16 protein-coding genes and 4 rRNA genes (1 of these 20 running past the window's edge) are annotated in these 26436 nt (G+C 55.6%); 14 read left to right on the top strand and 6 right to left on the bottom strand.

What is annotated here, in order from left to right:
* From AOC04_RS19775 to AOC04_RS19800, 6 genes are all read right to left on the bottom strand, one after another.
* A 16S ribosomal RNA gene (locus AOC04_RS19775) occupies nucleotides 1-380 on the bottom strand (it extends 1157 nt beyond the left edge of the window).
* Nucleotides 381-858: 478 nt separating this feature from the next.
* Nucleotides 859-974, bottom strand: a 5S ribosomal RNA gene (gene rrf / locus AOC04_RS19780).
* Nucleotides 975-1128: 154 nt separating this feature from the next.
* Nucleotides 1129-4022: ribosomal RNA gene (locus AOC04_RS19785) — 23S ribosomal RNA — on the bottom strand.
* A gap of 311 nt (nucleotides 4023-4333) precedes the next feature.
* A 16S ribosomal RNA gene (locus AOC04_RS19790) occupies nucleotides 4334-5870 on the bottom strand.
* Together the 16S, 23S and 5S rRNA genes form the textbook arrangement of a ribosomal RNA operon.
* Nucleotides 5871-6423: 553 nt before the next feature.
* Complete coding sequence (locus AOC04_RS19795) at nucleotides 6424-7644, bottom strand: CaiB/BaiF CoA transferase family protein (protein WP_060696274.1); 1221 nt, start codon at nucleotides 7642-7644, stop codon at nucleotides 6424-6426.
* Nucleotides 7645-7658: 14 nt separating this feature from the next.
* Nucleotides 7659-8840, bottom strand: a complete 1182-nt coding sequence (locus AOC04_RS19800; RefSeq protein ID WP_060696275.1) for an acyl-CoA dehydrogenase — start codon at nucleotides 8838-8840, stop codon at nucleotides 7659-7661.
* 157 nt (nucleotides 8841-8997) lie between these two features.
* On the opposite strand from AOC04_RS19800, the gene AOC04_RS19805 reads away from it, so the two are divergent.
* The 14 genes from AOC04_RS19805 to AOC04_RS19870 all read left to right on the top strand — a co-directional run bounded on the left by AOC04_RS19805 (nucleotide 8998) and on the right by AOC04_RS19870 (nucleotide 26144).
* The gene (locus AOC04_RS19805) at nucleotides 8998-9894 is read left to right on the top strand and encodes a LysR family transcriptional regulator (RefSeq protein ID WP_060696276.1); all 897 of its coding nucleotides are present in this window, start codon (nucleotides 8998-9000) and stop codon (nucleotides 9892-9894) included.
* 435 nt (nucleotides 9895-10329) lie between these two features.
* Nucleotides 10330-11451 (top strand): Re/Si-specific NAD(P)(+) transhydrogenase subunit alpha, encoded by a 1122-nt coding sequence (locus AOC04_RS19810; protein WP_060696277.1) that lies wholly within the window; start codon nucleotides 10330-10332, stop codon nucleotides 11449-11451.
* A gap of 11 nt (nucleotides 11452-11462) precedes the next feature.
* A complete protein-coding gene (locus AOC04_RS19815; protein WP_003438157.1) occupies nucleotides 11463-11786 on the top strand; it encodes an NAD(P) transhydrogenase subunit alpha part 2 in 324 nt (107 codons plus the stop codon).
* The gene (locus AOC04_RS19820) at nucleotides 11783-13219 is read left to right on the top strand and encodes an NAD(P)(+) transhydrogenase (Re/Si-specific) subunit beta (RefSeq protein WP_060696278.1); all 1437 of its coding nucleotides are present in this window, start codon (nucleotides 11783-11785) and stop codon (nucleotides 13217-13219) included. Before AOC04_RS19815 ends, AOC04_RS19820 begins: the two co-directional genes overlap by 4 nt.
* 180 nt (nucleotides 13220-13399) lie before the next feature.
* Nucleotides 13400-14890 carry an acetyl-CoA hydrolase/transferase family protein gene (locus AOC04_RS19825; protein WP_060696279.1) on the top strand — a complete coding sequence of 497 codons (1491 nt, stop codon included), beginning with the start codon at nucleotides 13400-13402 and terminating at the stop codon, nucleotides 14888-14890.
* Nucleotides 14891-15208: 318 nt separating this feature from the next.
* Nucleotides 15209-15424 carry a DUF1127 domain-containing protein gene (locus tag AOC04_RS19830; RefSeq protein WP_060696280.1) on the top strand — a complete coding sequence of 72 codons (216 nt, stop codon included), beginning with the start codon at nucleotides 15209-15211 and terminating at the stop codon, nucleotides 15422-15424.
* A 301-nt stretch (nucleotides 15425-15725) separates the two neighbouring features.
* Entirely contained in the window at nucleotides 15726-16043 is a 318-nt protein-coding gene (locus AOC04_RS19835; RefSeq protein ID WP_060696281.1) for a DUF2388 domain-containing protein, read from the top strand.
* Nucleotides 16044-16233: 190 nt separating this feature from the next.
* Entirely contained in the window at nucleotides 16234-16527 is a 294-nt protein-coding gene (locus AOC04_RS23645) for a DUF2388 domain-containing protein (RefSeq protein WP_073509866.1), read from the top strand.
* A gap of 26 nt (nucleotides 16528-16553) precedes the next feature.
* Nucleotides 16554-16874: a DUF2388 domain-containing protein gene (locus AOC04_RS19845; protein WP_060696283.1), complete on the top strand. Its 321-nt coding sequence runs from the start codon at nucleotides 16554-16556 to the stop codon at nucleotides 16872-16874.
* Nucleotides 16871-18829, top strand: coding sequence for a DUF7844 domain-containing protein (locus tag AOC04_RS19850; RefSeq protein ID WP_060696284.1), 1959 nt, complete (start codon nucleotides 16871-16873; stop codon nucleotides 18827-18829). Before AOC04_RS19845 ends, AOC04_RS19850 begins: the two co-directional genes overlap by 4 nt.
* Before the next feature lie 417 nt (nucleotides 18830-19246).
* On the top strand, nucleotides 19247-20476 hold the full coding sequence (locus AOC04_RS19855) for a hypothetical protein (RefSeq protein WP_125878551.1): 1230 nt from the start codon (nucleotides 19247-19249) through the stop codon (nucleotides 20474-20476).
* Nucleotides 20464-21939 (top strand): hypothetical protein, encoded by a 1476-nt coding sequence (locus tag AOC04_RS19860; protein WP_060696286.1) that lies wholly within the window; start codon nucleotides 20464-20466, stop codon nucleotides 21937-21939. Before AOC04_RS19855 ends, AOC04_RS19860 begins: the two co-directional genes overlap by 13 nt.
* Nucleotides 21940-21969: 30 nt before the next feature.
* A complete protein-coding gene (locus AOC04_RS19865; protein WP_060696287.1) occupies nucleotides 21970-22383 on the top strand; it encodes a hypothetical protein in 414 nt (137 codons plus the stop codon).
* Between the two features lie 107 nt (nucleotides 22384-22490).
* The gene (locus AOC04_RS19870) at nucleotides 22491-26144 is read left to right on the top strand and encodes a tubulin-like doman-containing protein (protein ID WP_060696288.1); all 3654 of its coding nucleotides are present in this window, start codon (nucleotides 22491-22493) and stop codon (nucleotides 26142-26144) included.
* The last annotated feature ends 292 nt before the right edge of the window (nucleotides 26145-26436 follow it).

Consider the following 26436-nt stretch of genomic DNA (forward strand, 5'->3'; position numbering starts at 1 on the left):
GGCTTTCGCCCATTGTCCAATATTCCCCACTGCTGCCTCCCGTAGGAGTCTGGACCGTGTCTCAGTTCCAGTGTGACTGATCATCCTCTCAGACCAGTTACGGATCGTAGCCTTGGTGAGCCATTACCTCACCAACTAGCTAATCCGACCTAGGCTCATCTGATAGCGCAAGGCCCGAAGGTCCCCTGCTTTCTCCCGTAGGACGTATGCGGTATTAGCGTCCGTTTCCGAACGTTATCCCCCACTACCAGGCAGATTCCTAGGTATTACTCACCCGTCCGCCGCTCTCAAGAGGTGCAAGCACCTCTCTACCGCTCGACTTGCATGTGTTAGGCCTGCCGCCAGCGTTCAATCTGAGCCATGATCAAACTCTTCAGTTCAAACATCTTTGGGTTTTTAAGAAACCCTAAACTTGGCTCAGCAATCGTTGGTTACATCTTTGATTTCTCGCGGAGTAACTTGTGATGCTGATAATCTTGTTGACTATCAGTCTGACTCCACAAGCACCCACACGAATTGCTTGATTCAGTTGTTAAAGAGCGGTTGGTTAAGCTTTCGCTCAACCGAGGCGCGCATTCTACAGCAGCCTCTGTTGCTGTCAAGCGGTTATTTTAGGATGTTTTCAAAGTTTCCTTTGTAACATCAACCACTTGCGCTTTCGATCTCTCGTTAGCGGGAGGCGAATTCTACAGCGTTACACGCTGCTGTCAACACCTTAATTCCTGCTTCTTTCGATTGAGATAATCGACTCACTGACCAGGTAAACCTTGATCAGCGGCACAGACTTTATACAAAGCCTGTACTTATACAAAAACAAAATCCCCGTCTGCGTGAGCAGACAGGGATTTTGGAATTTAATCTTGACGATGACCTACTCTCACATGGGGAAACCCCACACTACCATCGGCGATGCATCGTTTCACTACTGAGTTCGGGATGGGATCAGGTGGTTCCAATGCTCTATGGTCGTCAAGAAATTCGGTAGCCAGCGCGTTTACCTTACGGTCAACGTTCCAGCGAATGGGCATGTAATAGATTTGTGTGTTACGCAAACTTTCGGTTTGTATCGTCTTCACACACCGCAACTTGCAGGCTTTGTATTCAAAGCGCAAATTGCTTGGGTGTTATATGGTCAAGCCTCACGGGCAATTAGTATTGGTTAGCTCAACGCCTCACAGCGCTTACACACCCAACCTATCAACGTCGTAGTCTTCGACGGCCCTTTAGGGAACTCAAGGTTCCAGTGAGATCTCATCTTGAGGCAAGTTTCCCGCTTAGATGCTTTCAGCGGTTATCTTTCCCGAACATAGCTACCCGGCAATGCCACTGGCGTGACAACCGGAACACCAGAGGTTCGTCCACTCCGGTCCTCTCGTACTAGGAGCAGCCCCTCTCAAATCTCAAACGTCCACGGCAGATAGGGACCGAACTGTCTCACGACGTTCTAAACCCAGCTCGCGTACCACTTTAAATGGCGAACAGCCATACCCTTGGGACCGGCTTCAGCCCCAGGATGTGATGAGCCGACATCGAGGTGCCAAACACCGCCGTCGATATGAACTCTTGGGCGGTATCAGCCTGTTATCCCCGGAGTACCTTTTATCCGTTGAGCGATGGCCCTTCCATACAGAACCACCGGATCACTAAGACCTACTTTCGTACCTGCTCGACGTGTCTGTCTCGCAGTCAAGCGCGCTTTTGCCTTTATACTCTACGACCGATTTCCGACCGGTCTGAGCGCACCTTCGTACTCCTCCGTTACTCTTTAGGAGGAGACCGCCCCAGTCAAACTACCCACCATACACTGTCCTCGATCCGGATAACGGACCTGAGTTAGAACCTCAAAGTTGCCAGGGTGGTATTTCAAGGTTGGCTCCATGCAGACTGGCGTCCACACTTCAAAGCCTCCCACCTATCCTACACAAGCAAATTCAAAGTCCAGTGCAAAGCTATAGTAAAGGTTCACGGGGTCTTTCCGTCTAGCCGCGGATACACTGCATCTTCACAGCGATTTCAATTTCACTGAGTCTCGGGTGGAGACAGCGCCGCCATCGTTACGCCATTCGTGCAGGTCGGAACTTACCCGACAAGGAATTTCGCTACCTTAGGACCGTTATAGTTACGGCCGCCGTTTACCGGGGCTTCGATCAAGAGCTTCGCGTTAGCTAACCCCATCAATTAACCTTCCGGCACCGGGCAGGCGTCACACCCTATACGTCCACTTTCGTGTTTGCAGAGTGCTGTGTTTTTAATAAACAGTCGCAGCGGCCTGGTATCTTCGACCGGCGTGGGCTTACGCAGTAAATGCTTCACCCTCACCGGCGCACCTTCTCCCGAAGTTACGGTGCCATTTTGCCTAGTTCCTTCACCCGAGTTCTCTCAAGCGCCTTGGTATTCTCTACCCAACCACCTGTGTCGGTTTGGGGTACGGTTCCTGGTTACCTGAAGCTTAGAAGCTTTTCTTGGAAGCATGGCATCAACCACTTCGTTAACTAAAAGTTAACTCGTCATCAGCTCTCGGCCTTAGAATCCCGGATTTACCTAAGATTCCAGCCTACCACCTTAAACTTGGACAACCAACGCCAAGCTGGCCTAGCCTTCTCCGTCCCTCCATCGCAATAACCAGAAGTACAGGAATATTAACCTGTTTTCCATCGACTACGCTTTTCAGCCTCGCCTTAGGGACCGACTAACCCTGCGTCGATTAACGTTGCGCAGGAAACCTTGGTCTTTCGGCGTGGGTGTTTTTCACACCCATTATCGTTACTCATGTCAGCATTCGCACTTCTGATACCTCCAGCAAGCTTCTCAACTCACCTTCACAGGCTTACAGAACGCTCCTCTACCGCATCATCCTAAGATGATACCCGTAGCTTCGGTGTATGGTTTGAGCCCCGTTAAATCTTCCGCGCAGGCCGACTCGACTAGTGAGCTATTACGCTTTCTTTAAAGGGTGGCTGCTTCTAAGCCAACCTCCTAGCTGTCTAAGCCTTCCCACATCGTTTCCCACTTAACCATAACTTTGGGACCTTAGCTGACGGTCTGGGTTGTTTCCCTTTTCACGACGGACGTTAGCACCCGCCGTGTGTCTCCCATGCTCGGCACTTGTAGGTATTCGGAGTTTGCATCGGTTTGGTAAGTCGGGATGACCCCCTAGCCGAAACAGTGCTCTACCCCCTACAGTGATACATGAGGCGCTACCTAAATAGCTTTCGAGGAGAACCAGCTATCTCCGAGCTTGATTAGCCTTTCACTCCGATCCACAGGTCATCCGCTAACTTTTCAACGGTAGTCGGTTCGGTCCTCCAGTTAGTGTTACCCAACCTTCAACCTGCCCATGGATAGATCGCCCGGTTTCGGGTCTATTCCCAGCGACTAGACGCCCTATTAAGACTCGCTTTCGCTACGCCTCCCCTATTCGGTTAAGCTTGCCACTGAAAATAAGTCGCTGACCCATTATACAAAAGGTACGCAGTCACCCAACAAAGTGGGCTCCCACTGCTTGTACGCATACGGTTTCAGGATCTATTTCACTCCCCTCTCCGGGGTTCTTTTCGCCTTTCCCTCACGGTACTAGTTCACTATCGGTCAGTCAGTAGTATTTAGCCTTGGAGGATGGTCCCCCCATATTCAGACAAAGTTTCTCGTGCTCCGTCCTACTCGATTTCACTGTAAAGATGTTTTCGCGTACAGGGCTATCACCCACTATGGCCGCACTTTCCAGAGCGTTCCGCTAACATCAATACAGCTTAAGGGCTGGTCCCCGTTCGCTCGCCACTACTAAGGGAATCTCGGTTGATTTCTTTTCCTCAGGGTACTTAGATGTTTCAGTTCCCCTGGTTCGCTTCTTAAGCCTATGTATTCAGCTTAAGATACCTAACTTATGTTAGGTGGGTTCCCCCATTCAGACATCTCCGGATCAAAGTCTGTTTGCCGACTCCCCGAAGCTTTTCGCAGGCTACCACGTCTTTCATCGCCTCTGACTGCCAAGGCATCCACCGTATGCGCTTCTTCACTTGACCATATAACCCCAAGCAATCTGGTTATACTATGAAGACGACATTCGCCGAAAATTCGCAATTACTCACAAATTTTACCTTAGCCTGAATAAACACCAGTGAAAGTGTTATTCAGTCTAACTTTCTATTACATACCCAAATTTTTAAAGAACGATCTAATCAAAAGATCAGAAATCAACATTCACCATCATCTGATGGAATGTTCATTTCTAAGCTTTACGATAGAGAAGCTACGTTTACCGTCGCTTCTACCGTCTTCTTCAATGAATCAAGCAATTCGTGTGGGAACTTATGAAGCAGCTGATGTCGTCGATTAAGGAGGTGATCCAGCCGCAGGTTCCCCTACGGCTACCTTGTTACGACTTCACCCCAGTCATGAATCACACCGTGGTAACCGTCCTCCCGAGGGTTAGACTAGCTACTTCTGGTGCAACCCACTCCCATGGTGTGACGGGCGGTGTGTACAAGGCCCGGGAACGTATTCACCGTGACATTCTGATTCACGATTACTAGCGATTCCGACTTCACGCAGTCGAGTTGCAGACTGCGATCCGGACTACGATCGGTTTTATGGGATTAGCTCCACCTCGCGGCTTGGCAACCCTTTGTACCGACCATTGTAGCACGTGTGTAGCCCAGGCCGTAAGGGCCATGATGACTTGACGTCATCCCCACCTTCCTCCGGTTTGTCACCGGCAGTCTCCTTAGAGTGCCCACCATTACGTGCTGGTAACTAAGGACAAGGGTTGCGCTCGTTACGGGACTTAACCCAACATCTCACGACACGAGCTGACGACAGCCATGCAGCACCTGTCTCAATGTTCCCGAAGGCACCAATCTATCTCTAGAAAGTTCATTGGATGTCAAGGCCTGGTAAGGTTCTTCGCGTTGCTTCGAATTAAACCACATGCTCCACCGCTTGTGCGGGCCCCCGTCAATTCATTTGAGTTTTAACCTTGCGGCCGTACTCCCCAGGCGGTCAACTTAATGCGTTAGCTGCGCCACTAAGAGTTCAAGACTCCCAACGGCTAGTTGACATCGTTTACGGCGTGGACTACCAGGGTATCTAATCCTGTTTGCTCCCCACGCTTTCGCACCTCAGTGTCAGTATCAGTCCAGGTGGTCGCCTTCGCCACTGGTGTTCCTTCCTATATCTACGCATTTCACCGCTACACAGGAAATTCCACCACCCTCTACCATACTCTAGCTTGCCAGTTTTGGATGCAGTTCCCAGGTTGAGCCCGGGGATTTCACATTCAACTTAACAAACCACCTACGCGCGCTTTACGCCCAGTAATTCCGATTAACGCTTGCACCCTCTGTATTACCGCGGCTGCTGGCACAGAGTTAGCCGGTGCTTATTCTGTCGGTAACGTCAAAGCACTAACGTATTAGGTTAATGCCCTTCCTCCCAACTTAAAGTGCTTTACAATCCGAAGACCTTCTTCACACACGCGGCATGGCTGGATCAGGCTTTCGCCCATTGTCCAATATTCCCCACTGCTGCCTCCCGTAGGAGTCTGGACCGTGTCTCAGTTCCAGTGTGACTGATCATCCTCTCAGACCAGTTACGGATCGTAGCCTTGGTGAGCCATTACCTCACCAACTAGCTAATCCGACCTAGGCTCATCTGATAGCGCAAGGCCCGAAGGTCCCCTGCTTTCTCCCGTAGGACGTATGCGGTATTAGCGTCCGTTTCCGAACGTTATCCCCCACTACCAGGCAGATTCCTAGGTATTACTCACCCGTCCGCCGCTCTCAAGAGGTGCAAGCACCTCTCTACCGCTCGACTTGCATGTGTTAGGCCTGCCGCCAGCGTTCAATCTGAGCCATGATCAAACTCTTCAGTTCAAACATCTTTGGGTTTTTAAGAAACCCTAAACTTGGCTCAGCAATCGTTGGTTACATCTTTGATTTCTCGCGGAGTAACTTGTGATGCTGATAATCTTGTTGACTATCAGTCTGACTCCACAAGCACCCACACGAATTGCTTGATTCAGTTGTTAAAGAGCGGTTGGTTAAGCTTTCGCTCAACCGAGGCGCGCATTCTACAGCAGCCTCTGTTGCTGTCAAGCGGTTATTTTAGGATGTTTTCAAAGTTTCCTTTGTAACATCAACCACTTGCGCTTTCGATCTCTCGTTAGCGGGAGGCGAATTCTACAGCGTTACACGCTGCTGTCAACACCTCATTTCCTGCTTCGATGACTTGAAGCTGACACTGCCGAAGAACCGTCCAACTCATTGAAAATCAAGGAGTTTTCCGTTTCGACTGCGCCGGAAGTGGGCGAATTATAGGCCGTTAGAATTTTGAGTCAAGGGCTAATTGAGTGACTCTATCAATTAGCCAAAAAACATACCCGAAACGTATATATAGAGGGGTGCTGACGCACCCCTCTATATATAGCTACAACACGCCCGCCTCACGCAGTGCTTCCACCGCCACACTATCGAGCCCCAGCACACGCTCCAGAATCTCTTGCGTATGCTCTCCCAACAAAGGAGGTGCATTGCGGTACTCCACCGGCGTCCCGGACAACCGGATCGGACTCGCTACCTGCGGCACAAGCCCCGCCAACGCATGCGGCAACTGCATCGCAAGCCCTCGCGCCTGGACCTGCGGGTCTGCAAACACCTGCGCCAAATCATTGATTGGCCCACACGGCACACCAACCGCCTCCAATTGCGACACCCACTCAGCCGTAGTCTTGAAGACTGTTGCCTGCCTTATAAGCGGCACCAATACTGCACGATTGGCCACCCGCTGCTTATTACTCACAAAGCGCGGATCATCACCCCACTCAGGCCGACCAGCCACTTCCGCAAATTTTCGAAACTGATTGTCGTTACCCACCGTAAGGATGAAGTCGCCATCAGCCGTAGGAAAATCCTGATAAGGCACGATATTCGGATGAGCATTCCCAAGGCGCTGCGGAGAGACGCCTGTAGTCAGATAATTCATCGCCTGATTCGCCAGACAAGCCACCTGCACATCCAGCAGCGCCATATCAATATGCTGCCCTGCGCCGCCCTCCTGACGATGAGCCAGTGCCGCAAGGATCGCCACAGTCGAGTAAAGACCCGTCAATATATCTGTCAGCGCCACACCGACTTTTACCGGTCCCGCCCCCTCATAACCCTCTGGCAGCCCAGTCAAACTCATCAGGCCACCCAAGCCCTGAATCATAAAGTCATAACCGGCCCGCCTGGCGTATGGCCCGGTCTGACCGAACCCGGTGATCGAGCAGTAGATCAACCGGGGATTCAAAGCCTTAAGCGACGCATAGTCCAGCCCGTAGGCCTCCAAACCACCAACCTTGAAGTTCTCTATCAGGATGTCGGACTTCGCAGCCAGCTCACGCACCAGCCGCTGACCTTCAGGCTTGGTGAAATCAATTGTGACCGACTGCTTGTTGCGGTTCGCCGACAGGTAGTAAGCAGCCTCCCCGGTGCTTTCTCCGTACGCATCCTTAAGGAAGGGCGGCCCCCACGCGCGCGTGTCATCACCATTGCCTGGGCGCTCGACCTTGATCACCTCGGCTCCCAGGTCAGCAAGTATCTGCCCCGCCCACGGCCCGGCGAGAACCCGCGATAAATCCAACACCCGCAAATGCGATAAAGCACCCATGAGCCGAGCTCCTGTTAATAGAACGCCTGAAGACCGGTCTGAGCACGCCCAAGAATCAAGGCATGTACGTCATGCGTCCCCTCATAGGTGTTCACTACTTCCAGGTTGACCAGGTGACGTGCCACCCCGAACTCATCAGAGATACCGTTGCCGCCCAACATGTCGCGCGCCATCCGGGCGATATCCAGCGACTTGCCGCACGAGTTGCGCTTCATGATCGATGTGATCTCGACCGCCGCAGTGCCTTCGTCCTTCATCCGCCCCAGACGCAGGCAACCTTGCAACGCCAACGTAATCTCGGTCTGCATGTCAGCCAGTTTTTTCTGAATCAACTGGGTCGCAGCCAAAGGCCGCCCAAACTGATGGCGATCCAGTGTGTACTGACGCGCGGTGTGCCAGCAGAACTCAGCGGCACCCAACGCCCCCCATGAAATGCCGTAACGCGCCGAGTTTAGGCACGTGAAAGGTCCCTTCAGACCGCGAACATCCGGAAAAATATTCTCTTGAGGCACGAACACGTTGTCCATGACGATTTCGCCCGTGATCGATGCACGCAAACCGACCTTGCCGTGAATCGCAGGCGTGCTCAGACCCTTCCAGCCTTTTTCCAGAACAAAGCCACGGATATCGCCCTCATCATCCTTGGCCCACACCACAAACACATCCGCGATCGGGCTGTTGGTGATCCACATCTTGCTGCCCGTCAGGCTGTAGCCGCCATCCACCGAGCGAGCACGAGTAATCATCGCACCCGGGTCGGAACCATGGTTCGGCTCTGTCAGACCAAAGCAGCCAATCCATTCGCCCGAAGCCAGCTTGGGCAGATACTTCTGCTTCTGCGCCTCAGTACCAAATTCATTGATCGGAACCATCACCAGAGACGACTGCACACTCATCATTGAGCGATAACCCGAGTCGACCCGCTCTACTTCACGTGCAATCAGACCGTAGCTGACATAGTTCAGCCCGCTGCCGCCGTACTGCTCAGGAATCATCGCCCCCAGCAACCCCGTTTCACCCATCTCACGAAAGATCGCCGGGTCGGTCTTCTCATTACGGAAAGCATCAAGCACACGCGGCGCCAGCTTGTCCTGGGCAAATTGCTCAGCGCTGTCGCGCACCATGCGCTCCTCTTCAGTGAGTTGCTGATCCAGCAACAGTGGATCAATCCAGTTGAAGCTTGCTTTACCCGCCATCAGAGAACCCTCGTGAAATAGATCAAATGTCGTGGCCCGATCCTAGGCCGCCCTAGATAGAAGGACAAACGAGGATTACGCACCCTGTTGTGATAATTTCTCACTCTGTAACTAATAAAAAAGCCGTTTTCGACCGTCTTTAGTGAGGAAGCCGTACATGCGCCGCAAAATCCCCAGCACCACAGCCCTGATCAGCTTTGAGGCAGCGGCGCGTCACGAAAGCTTCACCAAGGCCGCACAGGAACTATCCCTCACTCAAGGGGCCATTTGCCGACAGATCGCCAGCCTCGAAGACTTCATAGGCGTGGCGCTGTTCAGACGCTCCAGACGCGGGGTAAAACTGACCGAAGCGGGCCTTTCCTATAGTCGGAGGGTTGCAACCCAACTGGACGCAGTAGAACGGGACACGCTCTCCGTCATGGGCCAACAAGGGGCCAATACCATTGAACTGGCCATCGTACCGACCTTCGGCACCCAATGGCTGTTGCCCCGCCTGAAGGACTTCCAGCAACAACACCCGGACGTCACGGTCAACCTGACCAACCGCACACGCCCCTTTCTGTTCGCCGATACCGACTTTGATGCCGCCATCTACTTCGGAGATGCCGACTGGTCCGGCACATCGTCATTCCGCCTGATGGGCGAAAACCCGGTTCCGGTGTGCAGCCCGTCGTTACTGGGCACAGACCTGCAGCTGAGTGCACAAACCCTCGCAGAACTCCCACTGCTGCAGCAAACCACCCGCCCCTACGCCTGGCGACAGTGGTTTAACGCACAGGACATAAATGTGCCCCGCGACATGACCGGCGCACGCTACGAGCTGTTCTCGATGCTGGCCCAGGCCGCCATGCACGACATGGGGGTCGCCCTGATCCCGCCTTTTCTGATTCAACGCGAGTTGGCCGAAAAGCGCCTGGTGATTGCCAATGAGCGACCACTCTCCAGCACCAAGGCTTACTACCTGATGATCCCGGAGCGCAAAATTGAATCCGCCTCCCTGCAAGCCTTTCGCGACTGGCTGATCAAGCAGGCCGCTACTTACAGCCAGTCCTGACGCCACGCATCGTCCGGATAAATTATGTAGCGACACCTAAGAAAGCACTACATATATAAGCAAATGTCGCTATTTTGCATCCGTTACTTTTGTCTAACTGGACAATGCTGAAGGCAGTAACCACGCGGCCTGCAGGGTATTTCCGAAAGTTATGCACCGATAACCAAAAGAAATCTGAAAAATACTCAAAAAACACCTCAAATCATTACAAGCCATGTATTTAAAGGGCTGTAGCCGACCCTTGCGACATTCGGTCACTGCATGACTTGTAGTTAAAATCTCGTCACCCTCCAGAAGTTCTTGAAGGCCCAAAAAATCGACGGCAGAATGCCCCGCCCCACCTGCATTCAGGTGGGGTCGTGCTGATCGGCCGCCCCAGATGCACCATCCGTAGTGCGCTGGCTTTCTTATAAAAGATCACGCAGGAGATATGACGTGCACATTGGTGTTCCTCTCGAAACCCAAACGGGTGAAACGCGGGTTGCTGCAACCCCGGAAACCATCAAGAAGCTGATCGGCCAAGGCCATAAGGTGACTGTCCAAACTGGCGCGGGTGTTAATGCCAGCGTTATCGACAGTGCCTATGAAGCTGCAGGTGCGACTATTGGCAGCGCCACAGATGCATTCAGCGCCGAGCTGATTCTGAAAGTCGTCGCCCCCAGCGACAGTGAACTGGCCCTGATCAGTAGCGGCACCGTACTGATTGGCATGCTCAACCCGTTCAGCAATGAAACCATTGCCAAACTGGCCGAGCGCGGGATCACCGCTTTCTCCCTTGAAGCCGCCCCGCGTACATCCCGTGCGCAAAGTCTTGATGTGCTGTCATCCCAGGCCAACATTGCCGGTTATAAAGCCGTCCTGGTCGCTGCTCACCACTATCCGCGCTTTATGCCGATGCTCATGACTGCCGCAGGGACTGTGAAAGCCGCCCGCGTACTGATCCTGGGTGCCGGTGTTGCGGGTTTGCAGGCGATTGCTACCGCCAAGCGCCTGGGTGCCGTCATCGAAGCGTCGGATGTGCGCCCTGCCGTTAAAGAGCAGATCGAATCCCTGGGCGCCAAATTTGTTGACGTACCCTACGAAACCGACGAAGAACGCGAATGCGCCGTCGGCGTCGGCGGCTACGCCCGACCAATGCCTGCCAGCTGGATGCAGCGCCAGGCACTGGCCGTTCACGAACGCGCCAAGCAAGCCGACATTGTCATCACCACTGCATTGATTCCGGGCCGCAAGGCACCTGTGTTGCTGGGTGCAGAAACTGTCGCGCAGATGAAGCCCGGCTCGGTGGTTATCGATCTTGCCGCCGCCCAGGGTGGTAACTGCCCGCTGACGGTCGCCGATCAGGTCGTGGTCGAGCATGGTGTAACCATCGTCGGCTACACCAACCTGCCGGCCATGGTTGCTGCAGACGCCTCCGCGCTCTACGCGCGCAACCTGCTGGACTTCCTCAAGCTGGTCTTCACCCCTGAAGGACAGTTCCAGATCAACCTTGAAGACGACATCGTCGCCGCGTGCCTGATGTGCCGCGACGGTCAAGTTGTGCGCAAAAACGGCTGAGGATAAAAACAATGGAAGAGCTCATCTCCCCCGGTATCTACAACCTGATCATCTTCGTGCTGGCTATTTATGTCGGTTATCACGTGGTCTGGAACGTAACCCCGGCACTGCACACCCCGCTGATGGCCGTAACCAACGCCATCTCCGCCATTGTGATCGTGGGCGCCATGCTTGCCGCCGCGCTGACTGTCACGCCACTGGGTAAAACCATGGGCACCCTGGCGGTCGCACTGGCAGCCGTAAACGTATTCGGTGGATTTTTGGTCACCCGGCGCATGCTGGAAATGTTCAAGAAAAAAGCACCTAAAGCCAAAGAAGAGGTGCGCAAGCCATGAGCATGAACCTGGTTACTGTTCTTTATCTGGTTGCATCTATTTGTTTCATTCAGGCACTTAAAGGCCTGTCGCATCCAACCACTTCACGTCGCGGCAACTTCTTCGGCATGCTCGGCATGGGTCTGGCGGTCATTACCACCGTCGGCCTGATCTACAAATTGGGCGCAGAGATTGCGACCGCCGGCATCGGCTATGTGATTGTCGGCCTGCTGGTGGGCGGTACCGCTGGCTCGATCATGGCCAAGCGCGTCGAAATGACCAAAATGCCTGAACTGGTCGCCTTCATGCACAGCATGATCGGCCTCGCAGCCGTATTTATTGCCATCGCTGCCGTGGTAGAGCCGCAATCGCTGGGCATCGTCAAACATCTGGGAGACGCCATCCCTGCCGGTAACCGTCTGGAACTGTTCCTGGGCGCGGCCATTGGTGCAATCACCTTCTCCGGCTCGGTCATCGCCTTCGGCAAGCTCTCGGGCAAATACAAGTTCCGCCTGTTCCAGGGCGCACCGGTGCAGTTCAGCGGTCAACACAAACTGAACCTGGTACTGGGCCTGGCCACGCTGGCACTGGGTATCACCTTTATGCTGACCGGCAACCTCAATGCGTTTGCATTGATGCTGGCTCTGGCATTCGTGCTGGGCGTGCTGATCATCATCCCGATTGGCGGCGCCGACATGCCGGTCGTGGTCTCGATGCTTAACAGCTACTCCGGCTGGGCGGCTGCCGGCATCGGCTTCTCGCTGAACAACTCGATGCTGATCATTGCCGGCTCACTGGTAGGTTCGTCGGGTGCGATCCTGTCGTACATCATGTGCAAGGCGATGAACCGCTCGTTCTTCAACGTGATCCTTGGCGGCTTCGGTGGCGCAGTGGATACGGCAGGTCCGGCGGGCTCGAAAGAAGCGCGCCCGGTGAAGTCCGGTTCGGCTGACGACGCCACGTTCCTGCTGATGAATGCTGACACCGTGATCATCGTCCCGGGTTATGGCCTGGCCGTGGCACGGGCTCAGCATGCACTTAAAGAACTGACCGAGAAGCTGACCCATCGCGGCGTGACCGTGAAGTACGCCATTCACCCGGTAGCGGGTCGCATGCCCGGCCATATGAACGTACTGCTGGCCGAGGCAGAAGTGCCTTACGACCAGGTGTTCGAGATGGAAGACATCAACTCCGAGTTCGGCCAGGCCGATGTGGTGCTGGTACTGGGCGCCAACGACGTGGTCAACCCGGCAGCCAAGAACGATCCAAAATCGCCGATTGCAGGCATGCCGATCCTCGAAGCCTATAAAGCCAAAACCGTCATCGTCAACAAACGCTCCATGGCCAGCGGCTATGCCGGGCTGGATAACGAGTTGTTTTACCTGGATAAAACAATGATGGTCTTCGGCGACGCGAAGAAAGTTATTGAAGATATGGTTAAAGCGGTCGAGTAACATCCCCGCCACTGCAACACCGAGAACCCCGGCGCTGAATTGGCCGGGGTTTTTCTATTTATAAAGAACCCGACCAAAGGCTCTAAATCGGCCGCTGGCATTCGACCATGGTAGCGGGACGTAAGGCTCTGAAAATGAATAGACTGCGCCTCTTGCTTCCGTTGCCCGAGATAACAATCCATGTACCGTGAACGTATTCGCCTAAATTCCCTACACGATAAGGTCATGAGCGCCGCAGAAGCCGCCGCCCTTATCAAAGACGGCATGACCGTCGGCATGAGCGGTTTTACCCGTGCCGGCGAAGCCAAGGCCGTCCCGCAAGCATTGGCCGAACGCGCCAAGCTGTCGCCGTTGAAAATCACCCTGATGACCGGGGCCAGTCTGGGCAACGACCTCGACAAACAATTGACCGAAGCAGGCGTACTGGCCCGGCGCATGCCGTTCCAGGTCGACAGCACCCTGCGCAAGGCCATTAACGCCGGCGAAGTGATGTTCATCGACCAGCATTTGTCCGAGACCGTCGAGCAACTGCGCAACAAGCAACTGCCCCTGCCGGACATCGCCGTTATCGAGGCCGTCGCAATTACCGAGCAAGGCCATATTGTTCCAACGACCTCCGTCGGCAACTCCGCCAGCTTTGCGATTTTCGCCAAACAGGTGATCGTCGAAATCAACATGGCGCACAACCCGAATCTGGAAGGTCTGCACGACATCTATATTCCGACCTACCGCCCGACACGCACACCGATTCCGCTGGTGAAAGTCGACGACCGCATCGGCAGCACCGCGATCCCGATCCCGCCGGAAAAAATCGTCGCCATCGTGATCACCAACAAGCCGGACTCACCGTCCACGGTGTCCGAACCGGACAGCGAAACCGACGGTATCGCCTTCCACCTGATCAACTTCCTCAAGCAGGAAGTTGCAGAAGGCCGCATGTCCAACAACCTTGGTCCGCTGCAAGCAGGCATCGGCAACATCGCCAATGCAGTAATGTGCGGCCTGATCGACTCACCGTTCGAAAACCTGACCATGTACTCCGAAGTACTGCAGGACTCGACCTTCGACCTGATCGACGCCGGCAAGATGAGCTTTGCTTCTGGCAGCTCAATCACCCTGTCCAGCCGTCGCAATGCGGACGTGTTTGGCAACCTTGAGCGTTACAAGGACAAACTGGTACTGCGCCCGCAGGAAATCTCCAACCACCCGGAAATAGTCCGCCGCCTGGGCATCATCGGGATCAATACCGCGCTTGAGTTCGACATCTACGGCAACGTCAACTCCACCCACGTTTGCGGCACGCGGATGATGAACGGCATCGGCGGTTCGGGCGACTTCGCGCGCAACGCACACCTGGCAATCTTCGTTACCAAATCGATTGCCAAAGCCGGTGCGATCTCCAGCGTTGTGCCAATGGTCAGCCACGTCGACCATACCGAGCACGACGTCGACATCCTGGTCACCGAACAGGGTCTGGCTGACCTGCGCGGCCTGGCCCCGCGCGAGCGTGCTCGCGTCATCATCGACAACTGCGTACACCCCGACTTCCGTGAAGCGCTGAATGACTACTTCACCAAGGCCTGCGCAATTGGCGGCCACACGCCGCATATCCTGCGTGAAGCCCTGAGCTGGCATATCAACCTGGAAGAAACCGGGAAAATGCTGCCGTAACACCCGTTCTAGACAGCCGCTGACAAAAACACAGTTTTTTCAGCGGCTTTTTTATGCATGAATTTCATAAAACTGTACTACTGTACCGGTCAATTACCCCTCACTGCCGGCCTTGTCTGTGCCGAAAACGCCAATTTCGCACCACTACAGTGCAGACAGGTACAGTTGTGCTCTTTTCTGGCCGTACAGCCCCCATAAACAGTTAACTGGCCCATCGCAATACAGCTGAACTGTATCTACTGCATCTAGACATGGAAGAGGATCATTGGCATCAGTTAAACCACTAGCCAATGCCGCCACAAGCGGAAGGATGCCGTCATGGAACGTACACTCAGTTCCGATCTGTTCAGCGAAAGCAACACTGTAAACACCCAGGCTTCCATGCCTTTGCGCGTTCTTGCCAACCTGATGTTGTGGCAGCGCCGTATCTCCAGCCGCCATCAACTGGCTCGCCTGGACTCGCGTCTTCTGGCTGATGCCGGGATTAGCGAAGCACAGCGTTACGAAGAGCTGAGCAAGCCGTTCTGGCGCTAATGAGCGCTCGCTGGCCCTGACCACCGGTCCACTGCCAGCACCCAGAATTGAAAAACCAAAACCCGTCGCGGGTCACCGCTGACGGGTTTTGTCGTTTCCGGCACCTGGTTTAGAGCACGACGATGCCAACAGGTACAATTTAATAAAACCAAAATTAATACCAGTACAGTTGCTCTATTGCCTGACCCAGAGCACTTGGCTTGCTCAAATAAGTAAAACGACCTTTGCTCTGCACACGCCTGCGCCTACTATTCGAGCCATAAACGTCTATTTTAATAAGCTCATGTTCTGGAGTATCACCATGTCCACTTTTCGCCTGCTTAGCGCCACCGCCTTGCTGACCCTTGCTGCAAGCGCCAATGCCTCCAGCTTTATCGTCACCACAGATGCTCTGGTTAACGCCCTCAAAGCCACGTCCGACCTGACATCCGATGCCACCGGCTCATTCCGCGACAATAAAATCGTCCGTGCCGCCCGTGACGACGCTGCCAGCTTTGTTGCCAGCGAAGGAACCATTCGTGGCGTAAAACTCGAAAGCGCATTCGAAGCCATCCGCCAGCAAGCACCGCAGTTGCAAGCAACCGATGCCCAACTGGCTCAGGCCATCCTGACCATCTAAGCCAGCAGAAACCTTGTAGTCGCTGCCTCACGCTGCGATAGATTGCGCAGCGCGCCCTGCCTTGAATAAAGAACCAAGGCCCTGCGGTCCTTATCGCAGCCTTCGCCAGCGACTACAAACCCCGCCTCACGCTGGCTCTACCCCGGCCATTACGCTAGCCTTGGGCCTCATTCAAACAGCCTCGAGACCCATGCGTTTTTCCTCTTTAGCTCTGCTTGTACTCTGCTGGACACACACCGCCCATGCCTTTGACCTGACCACGCAGAATGTGGTGCTCAGTGGCTACGTCACCAGTAAAGTGACGTCCGCGCCTTTTGATCACAAACTTATACGTGCCGCCCAGGATGATGCTGGCGTCTTTATTGCCAGTGACGGCCAACTGCGAGGCGCGCAGCTGGAATCTGCCTTGCGCTATCTGCGCCACCATCAGCCAGAATTGAGTGTCAGTGACCTTGAACTGGCAGAGGCAATTCTCGTCCAATAAACACCCGTGTCTTCTGGAGATATTTCATGCGTAGCCCTTTAATTGTCGCCACCCTGGGTCTGTTGCTGCTCGCCGATGTGGCGCAGGCTCAGACCGTTGTACAGACCAGTAACATCATCGTCCGCGCTTTTGGCCGAACCATCGACTTCACGTCGGACACCACCACCTCAATCCGCGACTCCAAAGTTGTGCGCCAGGCACATGACGACGCAGCCACCTTCGTTGCCAGTCAGGGTGACATCCGCGGTGTGCAGCTTGAATCTGCCTTCAACACCCTGCGCGACCGTGTACCCGAAGCACGCAATGCCAGCGACCAGGTCCTTGCCGAAGCCATCCTCGCACTGTGAGCCGGCTAACGCGCTGGCTCGCCGTTTGTGGCCTGCTGCTTACCAGCAGCGCCCAGGCCGCCTTGCATCTGCAACTCAAGACCGAAGGCCTGAGCCCGGCCGAACAACAGGCTAGCCAGGCTCTGCTGGACGAAGCCATGCAGAGCTTGCCACCGCGTTTTATCGAGCAACTGGATCGGCAGATACTGGTGGGCTGGACCGATAACATGCCAAGCAACGCCTACGGCCAGGCGTCGCTGGTGTCAGAACTGGACCTCAATCGCAATCTGCTGACCGCGCTGACCGATGGCTCGGCAGCGACCCAGCAGACCAACCGCCCCCACGGCACCGTGCGCCGGGAAATGCTCGCGACCGTGTTGCACGAACTGACGCACATCTACGACCGCGCCCGCCTCTGGCCCGCCGCAGAGCGCAGCCTGATCCAGCGCTGCGCCCGGCAAAGCAGCAGCTCCGGGATCATTGGTCTGCCCGATCAATGCCGCGGCCAGACCGAACGCCGCTTTACCCTCAGTGATGACCCGCGACTGCTCGACCTGGCCGGCTGGCAGCAATATGTCGGGCGCCGTGGCGAACGCGAACAAGACAACCACCAGATCGTACGCAGCCCGGACCTTTACGAAGTCACCAACCCCAAAGAGTTCGTGGCGGTCAACATGGAGTACTTCCTCCTGGATCCGGCCTACGCCTGCCGTCGCCCGGCGCTCTATCGCTACTACAAGGAACATTTCGGCTGGGCCCCCACGGCCACGGACGAATGCCCCAAAGGCTTCGCCTTCCTCAATGCCGGCAACGACTTTGCCAAACAGCCCCTGGGCACCGTCGACCCGGAGCGGGTCTACGCCGTCGACTACCTGCTGGCCGAAGCCAACCAGGAGTGGGCCAGCCGCTGGGGCCACAGCATGCTGCGCCTGGTGATCTGCGCCCCCGGCCGCCCGCGCGGTCCCGACTGCCGGCTCGACCTGCAAGAACACCTGGTCCTGTCCTACCGGGCATTCGTCAATGACGTACAGCTTTCAAGCTGGGACGGCCTGACCGGCGCCTACCCGTCACGGCTGTTTGTATTGCCACTGGCCCAGGTCATCGACGAATACACCAAGACCGAACTGCGCAGCCTGGCCTCGGTGCCGCTCAAGTTGAGCCGCCCTGAAATCGAAGAAGTGGTTGAGCACGCAGCCGAGATGCACTGGAGCTACGACGGCAACTATTACTTCATTTCCAACAACTGCGCGGTGGAAACCCTGAAACTGCTGCGCAGCGGTAGCGACAATAGCCAGCTCAAGGGCCTGGACAGCATCGTGCCCAATGGCCTGCTTGAAGTGCTCAAGGCGCGCGGGCTGGCCGAGACCAGCGTGCTGGATGATCCGAAAGAGGCCCTGCGCCTGGGCTACCGGTTTGACTCCTACCGCGACCGCTATCAGGCGATGTTCGACGTGCTCAAAAGCCGTATGCCGATCAAACAGACCACAGTCGAAGACTGGCTGGCCCTGAACGCCGACGAACGCCGACCCTGGATCGAACAGGCTGATCTGCGCTCAAGTGCAGCACTGCTATTGCTTGAGCAAGCCAGCTTTCGTCGGCAACTGCTGCTGGCCCAGGACGAGGTCAAGCAAAAGTACCTGGGCGCGCGCGGGCTCAAGGATGGCGGCATGGATAAAGCCAATAAAACCCTGCAGGAAATTCTCGCCAGCAGCGGCTTCCTCAGCCGTCCGGCCGAGTTGCTCGGCAGCAGTGGTTATGGCCTGCCGCAAGCCAGGGAGTGGGAAATGCTCGAATCCGAAAGCAGCCAGCGCCAGCAGCAACTACTGCGCCTGACCACTGACCTGGACCAGGAAGTGCGCAAGCTGCTTGAACCTGCCCGGGCTGCAGAAATTGCGGCTACCGAAGCCAACGTCAAACAGATTGGCGAACACTTGCGGGCTATTCATAAAGCGTCGGGCGGGTTGCAACTGCCTTAAGCTGACCAACGTATGGTTGACAACCCATATCATTCTGCCACTATTCCGCGATACGGTTAGACCTGATAAAAACTGGCCACGCCTTCGTTCAAGAAACACCACCCCTTAGAGAAGTGCTAGTCGCCCTCCCGCCCATTGCAGGCACTCGCATGGACTAGTCGCAGGAAGCAACAGGAATATATGGAGATAGTTAATAACGACCGTACCTACGTGTGGCAGCTCGGTAATCAAGAGTGGCTGCAATCGTGCGACGGCACTTTCTCCCTCAACACTGTTGCTGGCAGAAAACCTGCTGCGGAACTTGTGGACCTGGATTTCCTCGTAGGAGCATCTCCAGTTCCCGATGGTGCACCAGGCAACTATTTGCCCCCTGCTTTCAGCGTCTGCCCAACCTCCGGAAAAACGCTGTCCAAGGTCGTGTACCAACCTGCCCGCCGCTGGCTGCCACCTTATGGCGATGGCAGTGGGTCTCGCGTCATCAATGAACGCAGCAAACTGAACGCCGCAGAAGACATAAGTTCGCGCTTGTACGCTCAGTTGCTCGACACGCGCCAGGGTGACTTGAATAGCCGTAAACAGATCATTGAGCTGCCGCGCAAAAATGGCCTGAATTTCCTGGTCGCCAACCTCGGCGGACATCGAGAAGCACTCTATGCGCTAAGCCGCGAAGGCAGCTTGTTTCTGTGGCAAAGAGGTTCAGGCAAATGGCTTGAACTGCTGCCCACAGGCGAGCCCATTGGCCGCTCACGTCTCGAAAATTGGGCCTGGTCGGTCAGCCTCCACCAAGAAGAAAACGCTCAGCACCTGCTGCTCTCTAGCGATAGCGGCGCCACGTTAGTTACTGTTGACCCCCTGACGCTGCGCTACCAGACCTTGCGCGACGACGGCGGGCCGCTGGGCGGGCCGGGTATGCTGGAAGGCTGTTCGTATTTGCCTCAGCTTAAAAGCGGGCACGTATTTATTGTCTATCCGGCCAGCCTCTACGGTTGGCATCGCTGCCCGGTTGGAGACGCCGACCTTGAGCGCATGACCCGGCTATCAGCGCCCATTCTCGATGCCGCCTCCCGCCGCCTGCTGTGGATTGGCGAACACGGCTACCTCAGCCTGACTCAAGGCAGCGAACTCAAAGCTCAATGGCATCGATGGCCCAACAATGCCACCGCCAAGCCCGAGCAAGGGCCACCGTTCCTGGACGGCAGAGGCCTGTGGCAGTTGATCTTCGAGACCGACGGCCAGCGTTATCTGCAATTGGATCCGGGCGCTACCGACCTGCCGATGCCCATCAAGGGCTATCGCCTGAGCACAGGTCATTTGAGCTTTAAATACAATATTCGGCTCGAGCTGCCTTGGGGCGAACATGACGAAAACATCGAGCCTACCACCCGTGACGTGGTGTACCCCTTTATCGAATTCACCACACAAAAGCGTTTGCTCTCTCTGCGGGTCAAACAGTCCAGCACGCTGGAAGCCTTTTTCGAGAACCGTCAGCCAATGGACGTCGATTATTGCTTCGAGCAAATCGGCGATCAGCAATTCTCGATCAGGGCGCGAGCCAGCGAACCCTGGAATGCCCAGTGGTTCTTTTTTGATAACGCAATGTGGCTGTATATCGATTCATGCGGAGCGCTTTACCGATGGAATGCTTGACCGTGCGGCTGCGCCAATGCCTGATGATCATCCTGACGCTCGCCAGCAGCATGGCCAGCGCAGAACCCCTTCGCCAAGTATTCCTGGTACAAAACTCTGGCTGGATGGAGCCTTTCTACAGCGACCCGGCTTCATCGTTCAAACCTCTGATCACGCAACTGGTGAGTACAGCCGCCGGCGGCTCGCAAGTGGTTATAGGCGGTTTCAACCAGGCTGATAACCAGCACCCCTCGCCCGAGTGGATCTACCGCGGCCCGGCCAACCACGCTTCGATGCCCACCTACATCAATGGCCTGAAGCTGGAACGCAAAGCCAGCGGTGCCTATGCAGACACCGACTTTAAAGAAGCTTTGCTGGCTTCAATCACCACCGCGCTGGAAGGTCGTGAAGGCATCATCTGGATCATCACCAACAACAAAAACAGTCCGAATAACAGCACCGAAACCCAGACTAAAAATCGCGAGTTTTACGATTTATTGCACAACGAAACCGCAATTACCCGGATAGCCGCCTTCCCGCAAAAAATGCAGGTCAAGGGGCCAAACTACGAAGCCAACGGGTTGATGATCTACGCCCTGGCTTACGGTCAAAAAGCCAGTGTTGCCCTGGAGCAGGTGCTTAACCAACCTGCGCTTGCCAGCCTGCTCAACGATGATCGTGTGCGGCTCAAGCCACTGACTCAAGCTGCCGTGCGCTTTATACCCACCGGCGTTCAAGACACCCAGGACGTGAGTGCCGAACTGGCCCCCGACCAACAAACAGTCATCCTCAATATCAACGTCGACAGTTCGCCAAAAACCGCCGTGCTGCTGGGCAATTTCGAAAATCAGTTCAACCCGTACCAGATCCATGACGCCAAGATCGACATGACTCTGGATATGCCGGGTGAAGCCCTGAACTCGAATATCTCACTGGACCGCCTCAAAGACCTTGAGCCCGGTGCCCGCTCCGATGAGCTAAAGATCAGCCTGCAACTGCCGCCCCTGCCTTCACAATGGTCGAGCGACGTGATTTTCTCCAGCGGCTATCAGCGCGCCGGCAGTATTAACATCACCCTCAGCGAGCAGCAGTTGCGCATATCTCAGACATTCATTGCGCGCATGAACGAGCTGTTCCCCGGCGACGCCCTGCCGGACGTGTTTATCCCGTCTGCAGAAGCTACGACCTCCGAAACACGGCTGCCGGTGGTACTGCAAATCAGCTATCCGCTCGGCCCGGTACTAATACTGCTCGGTCTGTTTGTTCTACTTTTGATCGGTGCCGTGCTGGCCGCCCTGCTGATTGCGGGCAAAAAAACCCTCACCGTCATCGTCGAAGGCGTGCCCCAGACCTATCCGCTAAAACCCTTTAGTAGCGCCAACGTGTATGACTCACAACAAAACAAGATCGCGACGCTCAAGCGCGGCCTATTTAGCGCACGCCTGGAAAACATCGAACCCGATACCGCCGTCCGCCTCAAGTAACCCCACACGCATAGCAAGGAAGTTTTAAACATGGCACAGACCAGCGCATTGCCAGCACCGATTGAAAGCGAGAGCCTTGCGCCGACGCCCGCTACCACGACCACCCTGGGCGCGCCACAAACGCTGGGCCTGGACTTGGGGGCGAAGAAAGTCGACAGCCGTGACGCCCTGATTGGGGTAGCCGTGCTGGTGGTACTGGCCATCTTGTTTTTCGTGATCAAAAACGCCTATGCCAACTGGCGCGTGCGTGAGCGTGTGGCGCCAAGCAGGGCCAATGCCTCAGGCTGGTTCCTGTTTTTGGGTCTGTTAATGATTGCCATCATGGCCGTTCTCGCCGTGCTCAACTCGGGACAGTTCCTTGCGCCGCTGTACATCGCACCATTGGGTGGTGTCGCCGCCATCTCCCTGGTGGCTTGGCTAATGACATTCTCGGCCAAACGCTAAACCTTCCCGCCAATGGCACTCCCCTCCCATTGGCCCTGCTGTATCTGATTGTGTGGATCAATACACCGAGATCATCGGTTAGCCCCAAAGGGCTCATGGAGTTTTAGATGGACAAGAGTGCACAACCTTCCGGCCCGGTAACCCCACTGGTCAGTGAAAAAATCCACCCCACCTTGTTTATCGCCCTGGGCGGCACCGGCATGAAGGTCAACATTCGCCTGCGCCGGCGCATCCTCAATGCCATCTGGGGAGGCAACAATCAGGTACAGCACATTTCGGATTTCCCGTTGGTGCAGTTCATCAACTTCGACCTCGATTCCGGCGAAGTGACGCAGGATGGCAAGTCAGTCAAAACTGATGTGCTCGCCGAACAAGTGGCGTTCACCTCCGAAGAAAAAATAATCGAGCCTTTGCACCTGAGCAAATACACGCACTCCATTGATGAGCTCAATCGGCATCGCGAAGTGGCGGAATGGTTCCCCCTGACCCCTGACAAAATCAAATCCCTGGGGATTGACCCGTCCAAGGGCGCAGGGCAGATCCGGGCCTTGTCCCGTCTGTATTTCTTCGACAAATACCCCACCATTCGCGACAAACTACGCGACAAAGTCGCACGTTTGCTCAACAACATCGGGACTCAGGCCGACAAGCTCAAAAAACTAGGACTGGAAATCGATCCAGGCAAGATTCGCATCGTCATCACCGGTTCAGCAGCCGGCGGCACAGGCTCCGGATCGTTCCTGGACATGGGTTATCTGGCCAAAGCGATCCTCAAAGAAAACAACATCTCAGGCAAGGTTGATCTGTTTTTCGTCTTGCCAGGCGGCTTCAATGCCTTCAACACAGAGCGTGTACAGGCAAACGGCTACGCGGCCCTGATGGAGCTTGAAACCTGCATGCGCGGCAATCCTCTGCTCAAGCACTGGGACGCCACCGATAACCTGTTTATCGACACCCGCCCTTACGATGATGTGTTCATCATCGACAATGGCAACGTTGCGCAAGCCCGCACCGAAAACCAGGAAGACATCTACGAGATGGTCTCCGATGTGTTGTTTACCGACTTCACCTCCCAAGACTTCGCCAACAAAAAGCGCTCAGTGGCGGTCAACCAGAACCAGTTCAAGATCCGCAGCTTTGACGTCAGCCTGCCTCAGGACTACGGCAGCGAGACCAAACTTCGCTTCCCTCGCGCGTACTCCTCAGTCGGTCAGGCGGTGCTCGACACCCAGATCGATGCGCGCCAGAACGTACGCCTCAACCAGCAAGTGCAACACATGCTCAAAGCGTTCTTTGGCGTGGCCAATGCCGAGGTCACCGGCAATCGTCCGACCGACAAAGAACGCGACGAGTTTCTCAAGGAACAACTGACCATCACGGCACGCACCTTCACTGACCTGCCCCAGTTTCTGTCCCGCGTTGAGTTGACCCAGGCCACGGGTGAGTTCACTCATTACCAGATTGCCGATGACCTGCTCCAAGTTGAAGGTGACAACAGTGTCATTGCGCAAATCGAGCAAAAAGTCGAAGTGCTGTTTGAGCGCCTGCAAAATGGCGGCGCCGACAAAGATCAATGGTTGACCCTGGTTCGCGAAATTCAACAGCAACTGGAACGCGACACTAAAGGCAGCTCCATCGACAGCGCAGAGCGCAACCATGAGGTGCGCATCAAAGAAAATCGACAGAAGCGTTTTGCCCAGTGGACGCGCGAAGACAACTTGCCGGAGAAGCTGTTCCGCCGCCTCGACGATGACGAACGTGGGGGATTGGATTACACCCTGGCGCTGGTCGAAATGATCAAAGATCGCCTCGAAAACGAAAGCAGCGGCATCATCCCCGCTCTGGAAAAAAACTCCGGCCGCTTCAAGGAGCTGTCTGAGAAGCTCGAATCATCAGAGCTGGCACGAGAATTCGAACGCCTGAAAGAAACCACAGGTAAAGGGCTGCTCGCGCGCCTTAGCGGTAAAGAGAAACAAGCCGATACCGTGATCAGCCAGGTCAAAGACACCCTGCGTGACAGCCTGTTGTTCTATGTGCGCTCGGTGGCCGCCCGCGAGGCGGCGCAACTGTTGCGTGACATCTCTGACTGGCTGGGTCGCAAGGAGTCGGTGGACAACAACGGCCGGCCGCTCTGGAATGGTTTTGTCGGCCGCCTGCAAGATGGACGCAACGCTGTCGATCACCTGCTCAAGGGCATCGACGCCAACATCGCCAAGATCAAGGCCAGCATTCACACTCAGCACGCCACATTGATCCCGCTGACACTGGTGAAGAACGACGACGAACAGTCAGTCGACAGCCAGCAAGTGCGCGAGTGGGCCAAAGATGCCTTTAAGGATTTTGGCGGTTCCAAAACCCTGTTTGGCAAGCTGCAGACCCTGGAAGGCCAGGAAGAACTGCTGCTCAAACTACGTAATAAAGCCGTGCAACAGTTGCCGAAGAACTCACCGGGCGTGGACCCGCTGACGACCGCATTGGCGGCGCTGACCCCCGATGAGCAACGAGAGAAATTCCGTCTGCTGCTGCAACGGGCCATGCCGTGGGTGCCACTGAACCTCAATGGTGATTTCGAGATCCACAAAGACCTTTACACCTGTCTGATTGGCGTGCAAAACGCCAGTGAGTTCAGCCGTACCTATGGCGCCCTGCTGGCTCAGTGTCTGCCGCAAGGCACAGGCATGACCGCCAGCCAAATCCAGTTTGTAGAGTCTGGTATGCCCGGCAAGCTGATTTGCTACACCGAATTAAGCGGCTTCCCGATCCCGGCATTGACCCAGCTGTCGACGTACCTGGCCAGCTATCGCAAAGAAAGCGCGATCATTCCGCTGCATGTACACAAGCGCATCAGCCAATTCGTGCAGCCCATCCAGTTCAACCAAGAGCAATACCGCCAGTTTGCCGAGGACTTCAAACTCTTCCTGCACGCCATTGCGTTGGGCATCCTGGAGCGTTTGAACAACGGCCTGTACGAATTCCTGATCGCCAAGGACAACTTCACCATTGGTGATGAGTTCTCCATCCGTCAAAGCGGCTTCAACAGCATTCATCGCACTGACATTACCGCTCAGGTCAAAGACAAATCGTTGCGCCTGGATAACGCGCAAGTGGCTGCACTGGTCGTCTTGTTTGAAGACTTGAGCACCAACGCCTACAAGGCGCAAAAACGCACTGACGAAAAAGGTGTGTCCCGCAATTTCGCAGCATTCCCGTCCAAAATCGCCGAGCTGTTGAAAAACGAGTACCTGGCTCGATTGAACCGTCAGGCGCCCGGTGATGCGAAAAAACTGGTCGAAACTGCCGAGCACCTCATGGGCCAATGGGGCCATCGCGTCGAAGGCTCGCTGGCAGACGTCTACCACGAAGAAGTAGATGTCAATCACGGCGAAAAACTCACGACGTGCAAAGAGTTCTTCAAAGAAGGCTGGCTTGAAAACCTGTTCAAACAAACCGACGCCGCCCCGGCAGCAGGCATTGCCCCGCCGCCGCCCGGCGCGGCAGGTAACGGCGCACCACCGCCTCCGGGCGCTGCACCGCAACACAGCTACCACCTGAGTGTCAGCGGCACCAATTACGGTCCCTATAACACCCAGCAATTGCAGCAGTACGTACAGTCCGGACAAATCACTCGCGACAGTCTGCTGTGGCGTGAAGGCATGGCTGCCTGGATGACGGCCGGGCAAATCCTGGAGCTGGCGCAGCTGTTCGCGCCAGCCGTGGGAGGCCCACCTCTGACTGCCCCGGCTCCGCCGCCGGCGCCTTGATCTAAACGAGAAGATTATGTCCGTGTCGTCAGCCTCTGCATTCCCCACCACATGCGCCAACAGCGCCTGCGGGCAGGGGCTCTGCGGCCCCGTGAAACACTGTCCGTTCTGCGGCGTCTCGCTTACGCAGGCGCCAGCGGCGGTAAAGCCACCACCGGCACCTGAGCCACCGGTGCAACCCATTGCGCCCACGGCTGAAGCGCCAATCGTACCGGCCCGTGTTCAGCGGCCTGCGGACCAGCCTGCCTCACCGCCTGAGCCACCCGCGGCGCCCCCGCCGTCAGCATCGCCT

Source organism: Pseudomonas versuta (assembly GCF_001294575.1).
Taxonomy (GTDB): domain Bacteria; phylum Pseudomonadota; class Gammaproteobacteria; order Pseudomonadales; family Pseudomonadaceae; genus Aquipseudomonas; species Aquipseudomonas versuta.